Source organism: Pseudoalteromonas sp. 11L1, from assembly GCF_055397545.1.
The window spans coordinates 3,321,380-3,337,065 of sequence record NZ_AP041141.1 but is presented as its reverse complement, the minus strand read 5'-3'; the positions used below and the strand labels follow the sequence as shown (position 1 = coordinate 3,337,065).

At 40.4% G+C, this 15,686-nt stretch carries 13 protein-coding genes; 11 read left to right on the top strand and 2 right to left on the bottom strand.

All coding sequences use genetic code 11. From position 1 onward, the window contains the following. The first annotated feature begins 29 nt into the window (after nucleotides 1-29). From mpl to trmB, 5 genes are read left to right on the top strand one after another with little or no spacing between them, the layout of a single operon-like run. Nucleotides 30-1,385, top strand: a complete 1,356-nt coding sequence (gene mpl, locus ACZ5WS_RS15565; protein WP_138605084.1) for a UDP-N-acetylmuramate:L-alanyl-gamma-D-glutamyl-meso-diaminopimelate ligase — start codon at nucleotides 30-32, stop codon at nucleotides 1,383-1,385. Nucleotide 1,386: 1 nt separating this feature from the next. Further along, a complete protein-coding gene (locus ACZ5WS_RS15560; protein ID WP_178955307.1) occupies nucleotides 1,387-2,010 on the top strand; it encodes a flavin prenyltransferase UbiX in 624 nt (207 codons plus the stop codon). Further along, on the top strand, nucleotides 2,007-2,936 hold the full coding sequence (locus tag ACZ5WS_RS15555; RefSeq protein ID WP_178955309.1) for an ABC transporter ATP-binding protein: 930 nt from the start codon (nucleotides 2,007-2,009) through the stop codon (nucleotides 2,934-2,936). Before ACZ5WS_RS15560 ends, ACZ5WS_RS15555 begins: the two co-directional genes overlap by 4 nt. Further along, on the top strand, nucleotides 2,937-3,704 hold the full coding sequence (locus ACZ5WS_RS15550) for an ABC transporter permease (RefSeq protein ID WP_010391022.1): 768 nt from the start codon (nucleotides 2,937-2,939) through the stop codon (nucleotides 3,702-3,704). Next, nucleotides 3,704-4,375, top strand: a complete 672-nt coding sequence (gene trmB, locus ACZ5WS_RS15545) for a tRNA (guanine(46)-N(7))-methyltransferase TrmB (RefSeq protein ID WP_178955311.1) — start codon at nucleotides 3,704-3,706, stop codon at nucleotides 4,373-4,375. Before ACZ5WS_RS15550 ends, trmB begins: the two co-directional genes overlap by 1 nt. On the opposite strand, the gene ACZ5WS_RS15540 is transcribed toward trmB, so the two are convergent. Next, entirely contained in the window at nucleotides 4,372-6,240 is a 1,869-nt protein-coding gene (locus ACZ5WS_RS15540; RefSeq protein WP_464709706.1) for an EAL domain-containing protein, read from the bottom strand. The genes trmB and ACZ5WS_RS15540 overlap by 4 nt on opposite strands. A gap of 259 nt (nucleotides 6,241-6,499) precedes the next feature. On the opposite strand from ACZ5WS_RS15540, the gene panP reads away from it, so the two are divergent. Next, a complete protein-coding gene (gene panP / locus ACZ5WS_RS15535) occupies nucleotides 6,500-8,125 on the top strand; it encodes a pyridoxal-dependent aspartate 1-decarboxylase PanP (protein ID WP_350605890.1) in 1,626 nt (541 codons plus the stop codon). A 249-nt stretch (nucleotides 8,126-8,374) separates the two neighbouring features. On the opposite strand, the gene argE is transcribed toward panP, so the two are convergent. Continuing rightward, entirely contained in the window at nucleotides 8,375-9,520 is a 1,146-nt protein-coding gene (argE, locus tag ACZ5WS_RS15530) for an acetylornithine deacetylase (RefSeq protein WP_464709704.1), read from the bottom strand. A gap of 221 nt (nucleotides 9,521-9,741) precedes the next feature. Here argE and argC point away from each other — a divergent pair, with 221 nt between their 5' ends. The 5 genes from argC to argH are packed head-to-tail and all read left to right on the top strand — an operon-like array spanning nucleotide 9,742 to nucleotide 15,576. Then, nucleotides 9,742-10,755 (top strand): N-acetyl-gamma-glutamyl-phosphate reductase, encoded by a 1,014-nt coding sequence (gene argC / locus ACZ5WS_RS15525; RefSeq protein ID WP_464709701.1) that lies wholly within the window; start codon nucleotides 9,742-9,744, stop codon nucleotides 10,753-10,755. Then, entirely contained in the window at nucleotides 10,752-11,519 is a 768-nt protein-coding gene (argB, locus tag ACZ5WS_RS15520; RefSeq protein ID WP_178955321.1) for an acetylglutamate kinase, read from the top strand. The genes argC and argB overlap by 4 nt, the downstream gene beginning before the upstream one ends. A 7-nt stretch (nucleotides 11,520-11,526) precedes the next feature. Next, nucleotides 11,527-12,459, top strand: coding sequence for an ornithine carbamoyltransferase (locus ACZ5WS_RS15515; protein ID WP_464709699.1), 933 nt, complete (start codon nucleotides 11,527-11,529; stop codon nucleotides 12,457-12,459). Continuing rightward, nucleotides 12,456-13,658, top strand: a complete 1,203-nt coding sequence (locus ACZ5WS_RS15510; protein WP_076920188.1) for an argininosuccinate synthase — start codon at nucleotides 12,456-12,458, stop codon at nucleotides 13,656-13,658. The genes ACZ5WS_RS15515 and ACZ5WS_RS15510 overlap by 4 nt, the downstream gene beginning before the upstream one ends. Nucleotides 13,659-13,710: 52 nt before the next feature. After that, the gene (gene argH / locus ACZ5WS_RS15505; protein ID WP_109875636.1) at nucleotides 13,711-15,576 is read left to right on the top strand and encodes an argininosuccinate lyase; all 1,866 of its coding nucleotides are present in this window, start codon (nucleotides 13,711-13,713) and stop codon (nucleotides 15,574-15,576) included. Nucleotides 15,577-15,686: the final 110 nt, after the last annotated feature.

Below are 15,686 nucleotides of genomic sequence, written 5' to 3'. Positions count from 1 at the left end.
AAACTCCGCGCAGGATGAAAGGATAGTAAATGCATATACATATTTTGGGTATTTGTGGCACATTTATGGGTGGTATTGCCGCTATAGCTAAATCATTGGGTCACCACGTTACTGGGTCAGATCAAAACGTTTACCCACCAATGAGTACTCAGTTACAAGAACTGGGTATTGAACTAACACAGGGCTATGACGTATCTCAACTAGAGCCAGCTCCAGATATCGTTGTTATTGGTAATGCTATGAGCCGTGGTAACCCGTGTGTTGAATATGTACTCGATAAGAGCCTGCCTTATACTTCAGGACCTGAGTGGCTAAAACGTAACTTATTACAAGATTCATGGGTGCTGGCTGTGGCGGGAACTCATGGTAAAACAACCACCGCCAGTATGTTGGCGTGGATACTTGAATATGCGGGTTTAAAACCGGGCTTTTTAATTGGCGGAATTGTACAAAACTTTGGTCTTTCTGCGCGAGTTGGGCAAACGCCATTTTTTGTTATAGAAGCCGATGAGTACGACACGGCCTTTTTTGATAAACGCAGTAAGTTTGTTCATTATTTACCTCGAACACTTATTTTAAATAATCTTGAATTTGATCATGCTGATATTTTTGAAGATTTAAACGCAATTAAAAAACAATTTCACCATTTGATACGTACACTACCGCAAAGCGGCAAAGTGCTTTGGCCAAAAAATGATGAAGCACTGAGCGATGTGATTGCAAAAGGGTTGTGGAGCGAGAGCGAAACATTAGGTGATGATTGGAGTTATGAATTACTCAAAGCCGATGGTTCTCAATTTAATGTTTTACTAAATAGGCAGTTACAAGGCGTTGTTAGCTGGCAAGCGATTGGTGAGCATAACGTTAAAAATGCCATGATGGCTATTGCAGCAGCACGCCATGTGGGAATTGCAATAGAACACAGTATTGAAGCTTTGAGTGAATTTATAAGCCCAAAAAGGCGAATGGAGCTTAAAGCAGATATTAATCATATTAAAGTGTATGACGATTTTGCCCATCACCCAACCGCGATTCAAACAACACTTGCGGGGCTGCGTGCTAAAGTGGGGGATGAAAAAATTATTGCGATTTTAGAGCCGCGCTCTAACACCATGAAAATGGGAGTGCATCAATTTACACTTCTCGATTCACTTCGCGATGCAGACGACGTGCTGTTATTTGAGCCAGAAAATTTAAACTGGTCACTTAAAGAGCAAGCTGACAAAGCGGGTATGCAATGCTTTGATTCTACAACCGCTATTATTGATACAGTACTTGAGAATATTGAGCCAAATCAACATGTTTTAATTATGAGTAATGGTGGTTTTAATGGTCTTCATCAGCAACTTGTTGATGGTTTGGCCGATAAATACAGCGGAGAATAATGTGCAATTTAAAGATACAATTACCTTAGCATTTAGTGGCGCATCAGGCGCACCATATGGATTAAGGCTGTTGGAAGTGTTACTTGAACAACAATTTCAAGTGTATGTGCTTATTTCAAGTGCCGCGCGTGTAGTTTTTGATACCGAGTCTAATATAAAGTTATCAGGGAATGAAGATAAAGCTACCGAGCAGTTAAGTGCATTATTTAACGCCAAGAGCGAACAATTAAAGGTATTTGGCAAAGATAACTGGTTCAGCCCTGTAGCTTCGGGCTCTGCAGCGCCGAAAAAAATGGTAGTATGTCCATGTAGCGCAGGATCTGTGTCTGCGATTGCAGTCGGCGCATCAGATAATTTATTAGAGCGCGCCGCCGATGTGGTGATAAAAGAGCGAGGCCAACTTATTTTAGTGCCACGCGAAACCCCGTTTAGCGAAATTCACTTAGAAAATATGCTTAAATTGTCGCGTTTAGGGGTCACTATCATGCCCGCTGCACCTGGTTTTTATCATCAACCACAAAGCATAGAAGACTTAGTTGATTTTATGGTGGCGCGAATTTTAGATCATTTAAATATTGAACATAATCTCACAAAGCGCTGGGGTTATGGTGAGGGTAAGAAATGAATAAGCAAAATATTGCTTTAAATATTGAAGGCCTTACCAAGGTTTACAAAAATGGGGTTGAGGCAGTAAAAGGCGTTGATTTACAAGTGCATGAAGGTGACTTTTTTGCACTGTTAGGTCCAAATGGAGCGGGTAAATCAACCACTATTGGGGTGATATCTTCTTTGGTAAATAAGACCAAAGGTAAAGTTGAAGTATTTGGTCATGATATTGATACCGACCTTGAAGCGGCGAAAGCCAACTTGGGCTTAGTGCCACAAGAGTTTAACTTCAGTCAGTTTGAAACCCTAAGCCAAATACTCGTTAATCAAGCAGGTTACTACGGTGTACCGCGCGGCGAAGCGCACAAACGTGCTGACAAGTACTTAGCACAACTTGGGCTGCTTGAGAAAAAAGATAAGCAAGCGCGTACCCTTTCTGGTGGTATGAAGCGTCGCTTGATGATTGCACGCGCCTTAATGCATGAACCAAAGTTACTTATTTTAGACGAACCAACTGCGGGCGTTGATATAGAGCTGCGCCGCTCAATGTGGGAGTTTTTAAGACAAATCAACGAACAAGGCGTGACCATTATTTTAACCACTCACTACCTTGAAGAAGCCGAACTACTGTGTAAAAACATCGCTATAATTGATACCGGCCGTATAGTTGAAAACACCACCATAAAAGCCTTGTTGGCTAAATTAGACAAAGAAACCTTTGTATTGGATTTAAAACAGCCTACCAATCCGGTGACGCTTGAAGGGTATAATTTTACCATGACTGATGATCACACCATTGAAGTTGAGGTGGCTAAATCACAAGGGCTTAATGCTGTATTTAGCGCGTTAACCGAACAAGGTAATACTGTGCTAAGCATGCGTAATAAAGCAAATCGATTAGAAGAATTATTTGTAGGTTTATTAGAGCAAGGGCGGGGCGAATAAATGTTTAAATATGGCGTAGCCTTAAAAAGTATTTGGATTAAAGAGTGTATTCGCTTTTTGCGTATTTGGGTGCAAACCTTAGTGCCGCCAGCGATTACTATGAGCTTATATTTTGTTATTTTTGGGAACTTAATAGGCTCGCGTATTGGCGATATGGGCGGCTTTAGTTACATGGAGTTTATTGTTCCTGGCCTTATTATGATGTCAGTTATAACAAACTCTTACTCGAATGTGGCTTCGAGCTTTTACTCAACTAAGTTTCAAAAAAGTATTGAAGAGTTATTGGTTGCACCTGTGCCTAATTACATCATTGTGTTGGGTTATATGGGCGGAGGCATGACCCGAGGCATTATGGTGGGCTTTATTGTAACGTGCGTTTCTTTATTTTTTGTAGATATACAAATACATAATATTTTTGTGATTATAGCCACTGTTATTCTTACCTCGGCGGTGTTTGCCTTGGGCGGGTTAATCAACGCTATTTATGCAAACAGCTTTGATGACATAAGTATTATTCCGACCTTTATTTTAACGCCTCTAACTTATTTAGGCGGGGTGTTTTACTCAATCACTTTACTGCCTGATTTTTGGCAAATGGTATCGCAAATAAATCCTATTATTTATATGGTTAACGCATTCAGATACGGATTTTTAGGTGTTTCTGATGTTGATTTAACGGTTGCGATTGCGGTGTTGTTGGTGTTTATCAGCGTATTATTTACTTTAGCACTTACGCTAATTAAAAAAGGTGTGGGGCTAAGACACTAATGAGCGATGCAAATTCACGTAGTATTGTATCTAATCAAGCGGGACTTCATGAAAAGCTTGATGAAATAGTTAATAAACACTTACAAGCCGAGTTTAAAAAGCCAATTGCAGCGCATACTCAAACCGCATTTGATGAAGTTAATGCTAAGGTGCAAGCCTTTGATGGACCGCTTATTCTAGACTCCTGTTGTGGCGTTGGCGAAAGCACTGCTAATTTAGCGAAACGTCATCCTGATGCGTTAGTTGTGGGCATTGATAAGTCATCTCACCGACTTGATAAGCATGATGTTGAGTATAAACAAACTGAGAGTGGTCAATACATTTTAGTGCAAGCTGACTTAAATGATTTTTGGCGTTTAGCTGTCGCTGCTAATTGGCAGCCTACTCATCATTATTTGCTATACCCAAACCCGTGGCCTAAGTCTAAGCACATTCAACGGCGCTGGCATGGGGCGGCTATCTTCCCCTTTATTGTAAAACTAGGTGGTTTGCTTGAAGTGCGCAGTAACTGGGATATCTATGTTAAAGAGTTTGCCAGAGCGCTCGAATTAACAGGGCATCCATGTGAAACTGTATTGTTTGAATCAGACGAAGCAATTACCCCTTTTGAGCGTAAGTACTGGGCCAGTGGTCAGCAAAGCCACCGACTAGCCATTAATCTTAATAACTAATTCATTGCTTTTTTAAAGTCAGTAACATGTGGCGTTGATTTGCCAAGGTAGCTACCTTGCATCAGCGTTACATTTAGCTGGCTGAGCAACTCTGCAACTGTATTACTTTCTACCGCTTCAATAACCAATTCAAGTTCAAGCTGCTGAGCTGTATCAGCGATATAGGTTATAAATAGCGACGTATTTGCATCATTTAACAGCTGCTTTGTGATTGCACCATCGAGTTTAATACCATCAACCTCCACTTTTAACGTATTGAGGGTATTAATAAATTCATTACCCCAGCAGTGCATCACCACCTTTGCTCCCTTACTTTTTACCATTGCGATAAATGACTTTATTTCGTAGTAATGTGAAATAACCTGCGACTCTAAAATTGAAATAGTGATATTTTCAGGATTAGGGTAGCGATGAAGTTCATAGGCAATATGATCATAAATAGTGGGATCAGCAATGTTTTCAGCGCACACTGTTAGCTCCCAACAAATTGCCGATTTACGAAAACGTGAAACACATTGAGTAAATAGGGTATGGGTTAACATGCCATTCATACGCAGTCTATCTAGTGCATTTGCAAAGGTATCAGGGGTTAAAATCTCCCCTTGTGAAGTGACTATTCTCGGTGAGCAATCATACCTAATAACTTCATCGGTATGAGTATTTATAACCGGCTGGAAGTAAGGAACAACACGATGAGCATCAAATGCTTCACGAATTTCTTTTGCTATTTCAACATTATATAAATATAGAGATTTAGCGTCGTTAATTGCCTCACAGTAGTTAACTATGCTCTGATCGCCCTGCTTAGATTGCAGTAACGCAATATGAGCATTCTTAAGCAGTAATGACTTATTGCCTCTAGCTACACCAGCGTTAAGGGTAATATAAATAAAAGGCTGATTTAAAAACGGTATATTTTTATCATGTGACTGGATGATGCTATATAGCTCATCAAAGGGAGTTTCTTTATCAGTTAAAATAGCGAGTTTATTAGTTGCAATACGATAAATACGTGCGTGCAAACGGGCTTGCTGCTTAAAGTGAGTGAGCAGCTTTTTCATCACTTCATCGGCTGTTTTTGTGCCAAAAAAACGGCTGATATTATCAATTTCGTTCACTAAAATAATCGCAATTTGTAAATGATGTTCATTGCTTTTTTTTAGCCGTTTTTCTAAGGCAATATGATTTTCAAATCCGCTTGCATGGTCGCTCATTAATGAACGACGTACTCCATAGTAATAAAGAATATAAACTATTAATAAAATAATAATTACGCAGCAAAAATGAAACATAGATTGATATAAGTCTGTTTTTAACGCATTGCTAATTTTATCAACGCTAATATCTGCAGCTGTAATATAGGTTCTGCCATTTTTTGCCAGATGAGGAATATATACTGTTTTAGAATGGCCGCGATGCGCTGTTGAGGTTTCAAAAATAGGGGATGTTGATAAAAATGCAGCTATGTTGATGGGCGTGGCTTCGGGGTAAAGATCTAAAAACTGAGTAACTTTACCGTTATTTTGATCATCTTGAGTGTAACTAGAGGCAGTAAAATAAACATTCTCATCAATCAGTACCATTGAATATAAATAATCTATATTTAAATCATTGGCCAACGCCGAAAGCTGGTCAGCTTTATTTTGATAGCTTGAAAAGCTAATTTCTTGCGCTACTTTATCGTGATAATCACTACCTAAAATGTACTTTACGCTGGTGGCTGCATTTAATAAACGATTATCAATGCTGCGTATCACATCACTATTGATGGCAGTGTAGGTGTAGTAACTGTAGATTATTAAGCTGACTAAAAAAAAGACGGTACCGAGCGCCAACCGAGTTAATTTTAGATTTCCTTTTAGCATGTAACATCCTTATTTTTTGTTAGATTTATTATACTTAAAAATTATAAATGCCCAATATTTTAATTACCCTTTGTACTAAATATAAAAAATAGTGAAATGTTATCTATTTTGTATTGTCTTTTATGGCTTAAAACGAGACATTTTTGTCATATTGCAGTAAAGTTAGCGCAATTTTTTAGAAATGCCGTTGCTTAAAAACACCTTAAATTAGCGTGTTTTACAAACTAACAGGTGTTTTAGTCACACACTAGGTATGAAGATGGATCAAAAGCGTTGTGCCGTCGCCTCTAAAGAAAGCCTCAAACGGATATTTACCGTTCCAGAGGCCCCTGACTCAACTTTGAGCAAAATAGAGCTTGAAATTTCGAGTAATTTAGCAGGTTTCTTAAACGAAAATATCGCGGCAATTGAAAAACCATTACATGAAATAGAAAAAGATTTTCAATCGGCGGCTATCCCTGAAGAGCCAACGTTTGTGTCTTGCTATGCCCAAGATATTATGGAACAGCTGGTTGCTCATTCTGTACATACCGCAGCGCCAAGCTTTATTGGTCATATGACGTCTGCTCTGCCACATTTTTTACTGCCGTTATCGAAATTAATGGTTGGGCTAAATCAAAACCTTGTAAAAATAGAAACCTCAAAAGCGTTTACCCCATTAGAGCGTCAAGTTTTAGGAATGATGCATCATTTAGCTTATGGACAAAATGATGGCTTTTATTCTAAATGGATGCACAGTGCAAAAACCTCTTTAGGAGCATTTTGCTCTGGTGGCACAGTAGCTAACATTACAGCACTTTGGATTGCCCGCAACCGCTTATTGAAAGCGGATGGCAACTTTAAAGGCATTGCTGCACAAGGTTTAGTGGCGGGAATGCTCCACTATGGTTACAAAGGACTGGCGGTTTTAATCTCTGAGCGAGGTCATTACTCGTTGGGCAAATCGGTAGATTTACTAGGTATTGGCCGTGAGAATTTAATTGGTATTAAAACATCGGCTGATAATAAAGTTGATGTAGATGCTATGCGAGAAAAAGCGCTAGAGCTTGAAGCGCAAGGCATTAAAGTGATGGCAATTATTGGTGTAGCCGGAACGACTGAAACTGGTAATATCGATCCACTTGAAGACATGGCTAATTTAGCACAAGAGATTAATTGCCACTTTCATGTTGATGCGGCGTGGGGCGGAGCTACTTTACTCTCTAATACCCATAGGCACCTTTTAAAAGGTATTGAGCATGCAGATTCAATCACTATTGATGCGCATAAACAAATGTATGTACCGATGGGAGCAGGTTTGGTGCTGTTTAAAGACCCTGCTGCAACTGATGCCATAGAGCATCATGCTGAATATATTTTACGTAAAGGCTCTAAAGATTTAGGCAGCCATACCCTTGAGGGGAGCCGCCCTGGTATGGCGATGTTAGTGCATGCTTGCTTACGTGTTATTGGTCGTAAAGGCTACGAAATGCTTATCGATCGCAGTATTAAAAAAGCACGTTACTTTGCTGGTTTGATAAAAGCAGATGAAGACTTTGAATTAATATCAGAACCCGAACTGTGTTTATTAACTTATCGTTATGTTCCTAAGCAAATTAAAAATGCGATAGCACAGGCCGATGCACAGACCCGTTTAGATATTTTTGCCGCGCTTAATCGCTTTACTGCTAGCATGCAAAAACGACAACGTGAATCGGGTCGCTCGTTTGTATCGCGTACACGTTTAACGCCAGTTCAATATGATAACCAACCAACCGTGGTATTTAGAGTGGTGCTTGCGAATCCGCTTACATCAGGTGCAATATTAAAAGAGATATTAGAAGAGCAGAAAGAACTAGCTCAAACCGACCCTGTATTTAAAAAGTATTTACGAAAATATATGTAACTAACCTGAACTCTGGCTAAGAGATTTACTAACATATTGAATCAAAGATGATATTTATGTTTATTTTCTCTAGCCAGAGATTTTCAGTGAAAACAAGGCGAACTTACGCGTCAATAGCTAGCCTATTGCAAGTAAATTCAACGCAGTTAGCGCTAAAAATAGCTGCTTGAGATAGATTTATTACTCAGAGTTCAGGTTAAATATAAATGCTATAAAAAAGACGCTTAATAGCGTCTTTTTTGTTACTGATTAAAAGCAACTCGCCTTTATGAGGTTGCTGATAATTTGTTGCGAAGGCTTTATTTTTTCCATCGCTAAATATTCATCGGGCTGATGCGCTTGGTTAATTGAACCCGGTCCCATGACGATGGTTTCACAACCCAGTTGTTGTATAAATGGTGCCTCAGTACAGTAATTAACAGCCACCGCTTTTTGCCCTGCTATATTTTCGGCTAGTTTAACTAACGCGCTGTCTGTGCTTCCTATAAATGCTGGAATTGGCTCATGTAAATCAATCACACTGACCGAATTAGGGTATTGCTGATTTATATCGTAGGTTGCATCAAGCAGCAATGCTTGCAGCTCTTGTACACTTAAGCCAGGAAGAGGGCGCATATCAATGTGCATTTCACAGCAACCGCAAATCCGATTCGCATTATCGCCCCCATGAATATTGCCTAAATTGAGCGTTGGGTAAGGAATTTCAAAGTGATTTATTGAATATTTATTCTTAAGTTGTTCTTTTAAGATTAGCAATTTTGTAATCACTTTATGCATCACTTCGATGGCGTTAAGACCCCGTTCGGGATCTGAGCTATGTCCTGAACGGCCGACAACTCTTATTGCTGTACTCATATGACCTTTATGAGTAAATACCGGCGTCATATCAGTAGGTTCACCAATAATACAGCGACTTGGCTTTAAATTTGGGTGCTTACAGATTTGTTGTGCGCCAGCCATAGTGGTTTCTTCGTCTGCGGTGGCTAATATTAAAATTGGTTGTGTTTGTTGCTTTTCATCAAGCTCACTAATAGCCTGCAGTACAAAAGCAAAAAAACCTTTCATATCAATGCTACCTAAGCCATATAGTTTATTATCTTGCTCAGTTAATTTAAATGGGTTGTGATTCCAACGACTATCATCAAATGGCACTGTATCAGTGTGGCCTGCTAGCATTAAACCGCCGTCACCTTGACCACGTTTTGCTAATAAGTTGTAGCGGCCTTTGTTGCCTTTTAATTCTATTATTTCACAGGTAAAACCTAAGCTTTGACACCATTGCGCTAGGAGTTCAATGACACTCTTATTACTCATGCATAAATGATCTTCAATGGCACTAATAGAGGGGGCAGCAATCAATTGCTGGTACATCGAAATAAATGACGGCAGAGACATAAAAAATTCCAAAATAAGTATTCATTTTAATTGCATAATAATATAAAAGTATTTACTATGAATATCAATTCACTTTTTAAGCATAAATATATTAAAGTTACGCCATGAAAATAATACGACGATAGTTATCACTCATAAATTTAACCTGTTTGGCTGGGTTATACCCTAGTGTAAACAAACAACATGGAATGTGGTCACTAATTTTAGATAAAGAGTAAATAATGAACGTAGTAATTATAGGTGCCAGCGGTTACAGCGGCGCAGAACTGGCTAGCTTAGTAGCAAAACATCCAACTCTTTCGCTAACTGGTTGTTATGTATCAGCGCAAAGTTTAGATAAACATAAATTGCTTAGTGAATTGTATCCTGAGCATTTAGGATTACTTGATTTACCTCTGCAGCCACTAAATGAACATGCACTTGCTGATATCACTCATTCAGCAGATTACGTTTGTCTGTGCACCGACCATAAAGTAAGTGTGGATTTAGCGCCTCAGTTTTTAGCGATGGGCAAAAAGGTATTTGACCTTTCCGGTGGCTATCGTCTTGCAAGTAATGATGATTACGTTACTTATTATGGTTTTGAACACCAACACCCTGAACTACTTAATCAAGCGGCATATGGTCTTGCTGAATGGAATAGTAAAGCCATTACTGATGCTCAGTTAATTGCTGTTGCTGGCTGCTATCCAACGGCTGCATTAAATGCATTAAAGCCTCTTCAAAAAGCGTGCTTATTGAGTGATGAAAAAATTATTATTAATGCGGTTTCTGGCGTAACTGGCGCAGGGCGAAAAGCCAGCATCGGTACGCATTTTTGTGAGGTATCACTTGCACCCTATGGTTTGTTTAATCACCGTCACGGGCCTGAAATACAACAGCACCTAGGTCATGAGGTGTTATTTACTCCTCATTTAGGTAATTTCCCGCGCGGTATTTTAGAAACTATTTATGTGCAATTAAAGCCGGGAGTGGCCAGTGAGCAAGTAGCTAAAGCTTATCAAGTATTGGCTGATGAGCCATTAATTCGTTTGCTTGGCAGCAAAATCCCTTCGATTAAAGGGGTGGCCAAACAACCTTATGTAGATATTGCGTGGCAGCAGCAAGGCTCACAGTTAATAGTAATGGCAGCAATTGACAACTTATTAAAAGGGGCAGCTGGTCAGGCTTTGCAATGTATTAATTTATCAATGGGGCTTCCCCACACTACAGGTCTAATAGGAGCGTTTAGATGAGCAGTAAAACGTGGGTTATTAAACTCGGTGGTGCAGTACTCAATACTGAAAATGCCGCTAAAGCATTATTTGAAATACTCAACGAGCAAGATGATGCTCAGTTTGTGATTGTGCATGGTGGTGGCTCATTAGTTGATAGCTGGTTAAAAGAGGCTGGTTTTGCCAGTGCTAAACACCAAGGTTTACGTATTAGCCCTAAAGAACAGATGCCTTATATTGTTGGAGCCCTTGCGGGTGCGGCAAACAAACAACTCATGGCGCAAGCAATTAGTGTTGGTCATAAGCCGGTGGGGTTAAGTTTATATGAAGCAGGGATCACCGCCTCGCAAAAATTAAAAGCATTGGGTCAAGTAGGTCAATGTCACAACAATGCTGATTCTATTATTGATGATTTACTCAGTGTTGGCCGGTTACCAATCATCAGTTCTATCGGCTTTGATGAGCAGGGCTTGTTATACAACGTTAATGCCGATGAAGCAGCCGCCGCAATGGCTAATAATTTAAATGCAGAACTTATTTTTATGACAGACGTAGAGGCGGTACTTGATGCCAATAAGCAGCCTTTACATCAACTTGACACAAAACACATTGATACTTTAATTGCAGAGGGAGTAATTGTGGGCGGGATGGAGGTCAAAGTTAAGACCAGTCTTCACGCTGCCCAACATTTACGACGAGGTGTGTACATTTCCAGCTGGCAAAAGCCAGAAAACTTAACTGCTTTGCTGCAAGGCGAGCATGTCGGAACTAAAGTAACACCATAGGTTGAACATGTTTAAAGATTTTTTAACGGGTCTAGAATTAGACCAACAAGGCGCACTAAATTTATTAAAGTTAGCGCAAGATATTAAAGAAAGCCCAAGTAAATATAGCCAAGTGCTAGCTAGTAAGTCAGTGGTTACTTTGTTTGAAAAGCAAAGTTTACGTACTCGCCTTTCATTTGATATTGGTATAAACCGTTTAGGGGGCCATGCGGTTTACCTTGACCAACAAAATGGTGCAATGGGCGCCCGCGAATCAATAAAAGATTTTGCCTTAAATATTTCGACTTGGGCAGACGGGATTGTTGCGCGGGTTAATCAGCACAGTACGTTAACGACACTCGGTGAGTATTCATCCGTTCCTGTGATTAACAGTTTGTGTGATTTATATCACCCATGCCAAGCATTAGCTGATTTTTTAACGCTACAAGAAGTACATGGTGATGTTAGCCAGTTAAAGCTTGCCTACCTAGGTGAGGGCAATAATGTAACGCACTCATTAATGCTATTAGCCGCTACTTTAGGAACAGACTTTGTCGCTGTAACACCAAAAGGCAGCTCACCTGATTCGCAAGTACTTAAAAAAGCAGAGCAAATAGCAGCGATGAATGGCGCTTCTGTAATGGTAAGTGACAGGGTTGAGGCTGCAGTAGGCGCTAATGTTGTTTACGCCGATACCTGGGTATCAATGGGGGATACAACTCCTCTTGAGCAAGTAAAAGAAAAATACATGCCTTATCAATTAAACCAGACATTGTTAGAAAAAACCGGTGCAACTACGGTATTACATTGCCAACCGGCACACCGTGAGTTTGAAATTACTTCTGAGGTAATGGATGGCCCTGCATCAAAAATTATACAGCAAGCAGAAAACCGCATGCATGCGCAAAATGCGCTATTAGTTACATTGTTAAATCCAAATTTTGTTAAGGAACACCTATGAGTTCAATTAAAAAAGTCGTTTTAGCCTATTCAGGTGGTCTTGATACATCGGCTATCGTGCCATGGTTAAAAGAGAACTACGGCTGTGAAGTTATTGCCTTTGTTGCCGATGTTGGCCAAGGCGCTGAAGAACTTGAAGGCGTAGAAGCTAAAGCTATAGCGTCTGGTGCATCTGAATGTTACGTGGTTGATTTAAAAGATGAGATGGTAAGCGATTATATTTACCCAACGCTTAAAACGGGTTCTATATATGAAGGGACTTATTTACTTGGTACTTCTATGGCGCGTCCAATCATTGCTAAAGCGCAAGTTGAAATTGCACGTAAAGTAGGTGCCGATGCACTTTCTCACGGCTGTACAGGCAAAGGTAACGACCAAGTACGTTTTGAGTCATGTTTTGCCGCACTCGCACCTGATTTAAAAGTGATTGCGCCATGGCGTGAGTGGGATTTATCAAGCCGTGAATCATTGCTTGATTACCTAGCTGAACGTGACATTCCATGTTCTGCGTCAGCAACTAAAATTTACAGTCGTGATGCGAACGCATGGCATATTTCTCACGAAGGCGGTGAACTTGAAGACCCTTGGTGTGAACCAAGTGAGCAGGTATGGACCTGGACTAACTCACCAGAGCAAGCACCTGATAAAGCTGAACACGTCACTTTATCGGTTGTTGAAGGTGAAGTAGTTGCTGTAAATGGCGAAGAGCTTAAACCTTATGATTGTTTAGTTAAATTAAACGATATTGCATCACCTCATGGTGTGGGCCGTGTCGATATTGTAGAAAACCGTTTAGTTGGCATGAAATCGCGTGGTTGTTATGAAACGCCAGGCGGTACTGTGATCATGGCGGCGCTTCAAGCAATAGACGAGTTAGTACTTGATAAAGCGAGCCGTAAATGGAAAGAAGTACTCGGTGGTGAATTTTCACACTTAGTCTACGACGGTCGTTGGTTTACGCCGCTAAAAGATTCTATTTTAGCCGGTGCAGAAGCGCTGTCTACACTAGCAACGGGCGAAGTGGTACTTAAGCTTTATAAAGGCCAAGTCACTGCGGTTCAGAAAAAATCACCTAACAGTTTATATAGCGAAGATTTTGCTACCTTTGGTGAAGACGATGTTTATGACCAATCGCACGCAGAAGGCTTTATTCGTTTATTCTCGCTATCAAGCAGAATTTCAGCATTAGCTAAAAAGTAATTTTTTATGCCCCTTGGAATTAAGGGGCTATTATCGGGTTTGGAGAAATTTCATGGCATTATGGGGCGGACGTTTTTCTACGGGTCCAGATGAAGCGTTTAAACAGTTTAACGATTCACTTCCCTTCGATTATCAATTAGCAGAGCAAGATATAATTGGCTCTGTTGCATGGGCTGGTGCACTTGAACAAGTAAGCGTGTTATCTAGTGATGAGCACAAAAAGCTGGTATCGGCACTTTATGAGTTACTTGAAGAGGTAAAAGCAGACCCAATGGCTGTAGCTACCTCAGGTGCAGAGGATATTCATTCTCATGTTGAAGCTGCGCTAATTGAAAAAGTAGGTGATTTAGCTAAAAAGTTACACACAGGCCGAAGTCGTAACGACCAAGTTGCTACCGACTTTAGACTCTGGTGCCGCGATACCGCCGATCATATTTTAAAAGCGATTGCGCAACTTAAAGCAGAGTTTATTGGCTTAGCTGAACGTGAGCTTGGCACAATATTACCAGGCTATACCCACTTACAACGTGCACAACCGGTGCTATTTAGCCATTGGTGTATGGCTTATGTAGAAATGCTTGAGCGTGATGAAAGCCGATTACAAGATGCCCAAGCAAGAATGAACTACTGCCCACTCGGCAGTGGTGCTCTTGCAGGCACTGCATACCCGATTGACCGCCATGCACTTGCACAAGGGCTAGGATTTACTGGCGCGACTAAAAATAGTTTAGATGGCGTATCTGATCGTGACTTTGTGGTTGAGCTATTAAGCTGCGCGTCTATTTCTATGATCCACTTATCGCGGATGTCTGAAGACCTAATTTTTTATAACTCAGGCGAAGCTGGCTTTATTGAACTGGCCGATAATGTGACCTCGGGTTCATCTTTAATGCCACAGAAAAAAAACCCAGATGCATTAGAGCTAATTCGTGGTAAAACTGGCCGGGTGTTTGGTGCGTTTAGCGCAATGATGATGACTCTAAAAGCACTACCGCTTGCCTACAATAAAGACATGCAAGAAGACAAAGAAGGCATTTTTGATGCCATGCCAACATGGCTTGCGTGTATTCATATGGCACAAGCGTGTATTAAAGGTATAAAAGTTAAAGCAGATAAAACCCTTGCAGCGGCAAAAGGTGGCCACGCGAATGCAACCGAACTTGCTGATTATTTAGTGGCTAAAGGTGTACCGTTCAGAGAAGGGCATCATATTGTAGGGGTATTGGTGCAACTAGCCATTAGTGAAGATAAAACGTTAGAGGAGCTTTCACTAGAGCAGTATAAATCAGTAAACCCCGTGTTTGAAGATGACGTGTATCCGGTACTTGAAATTGACGCCTGTATAAAAGCACGCCAAGCGCTTGGCGGTACATCATTAGAGCAAGTAAGCAAAGCGGTGAAAGACGCGAAAAAAAAACAGCAAATAACGGTTCGTGATGCCAACTTAGATGACGTAGAAGCAATTGCTAAACTCGTACAGCACTGGGCAACAGTAGGCGAAAATTTACCGCGAGCTAAAAGTGATATGGTGCACTCAATTAATGAGTTTGCCGTAACCGAGATAGACGGTCAGGTATCGGGTTGTGCTTCACTTTATATTTACGACACAGGATTAGCTGAAATACGTTCATTAGGCATTGATCCTAAAAGCGCAGTAACGGGGCAGGGACGAGAACTGGTTGAACACTTATTAGTGAAAGCCAAAAAGTTGGCACTTAATCGTGTCATTGTTCTGACTCGTGTACCCGACTTTTTCGAAAATCAGCGGTTTAGTTTCTGTAATAAAGAGAGCCTACCTGAAAAAGTAATGAAAGATTGCGAGCTATGTTTACGCAAAGAAAACTGTGATGAAGTCGCAATGGAATATATGTTAAAGCCAAGTAATAGCATGGAGATCCCCTGTAAAAACGTGGCTTGAGCAATCCCTAGGATAAAAAACGCACGGTGACCCCGATGCGTTTTTTTTTAACTAAAAAAAAGTAACTTTAAATTAATATACTAGTAATTTAAAGTTGGCATATCGTTTGC

What these genes read in the sequence shown, in the direction of transcription:
- mpl (WP_138605084.1), top strand. Translation starts at nt 30, where the DNA reads ATGCATATACATATTTTGGGTATTTGTGGCACATTTATGGGTGGTATT.
- ACZ5WS_RS15555 (WP_178955309.1), top strand. Translation starts at nt 2,007, where the DNA reads ATGAATAAGCAAAATATTGCTTTAAATATTGAAGGCCTTACCAAGGTT.
- ACZ5WS_RS15550 (WP_010391022.1), top strand. Translation starts at nt 2,937, where the DNA reads ATGTTTAAATATGGCGTAGCCTTAAAAAGTATTTGGATTAAAGAGTGT.
- trmB (WP_178955311.1), top strand. Translation starts at nt 3,704, where the DNA reads ATGAGCGATGCAAATTCACGTAGTATTGTATCTAATCAAGCGGGACTT.
- ACZ5WS_RS15540 (WP_464709706.1), bottom strand. Translation starts at nt 6,240, where the DNA reads ATGCTAAAAGGAAATCTAAAATTAACTCGGTTGGCGCTCGGTACCGTC.
- panP (WP_350605890.1), top strand. Translation starts at nt 6,500, where the DNA reads ATGGATCAAAAGCGTTGTGCCGTCGCCTCTAAAGAAAGCCTCAAACGG.
- argE (WP_464709704.1), bottom strand. Translation starts at nt 9,520, where the DNA reads ATGTCTCTGCCGTCATTTATTTCGATGTACCAGCAATTGATTGCTGCC.
- argC (WP_464709701.1), top strand. Translation starts at nt 9,742, where the DNA reads ATGAACGTAGTAATTATAGGTGCCAGCGGTTACAGCGGCGCAGAACTG.
- argB (WP_178955321.1), top strand. Translation starts at nt 10,752, where the DNA reads ATGAGCAGTAAAACGTGGGTTATTAAACTCGGTGGTGCAGTACTCAAT.
- ACZ5WS_RS15515 (WP_464709699.1), top strand. Translation starts at nt 11,527, where the DNA reads ATGTTTAAAGATTTTTTAACGGGTCTAGAATTAGACCAACAAGGCGCA.
- ACZ5WS_RS15510 (WP_076920188.1), top strand. Translation starts at nt 12,456, where the DNA reads ATGAGTTCAATTAAAAAAGTCGTTTTAGCCTATTCAGGTGGTCTTGAT.
- argH (WP_109875636.1), top strand. Translation starts at nt 13,711, where the DNA reads ATGGCATTATGGGGCGGACGTTTTTCTACGGGTCCAGATGAAGCGTTT.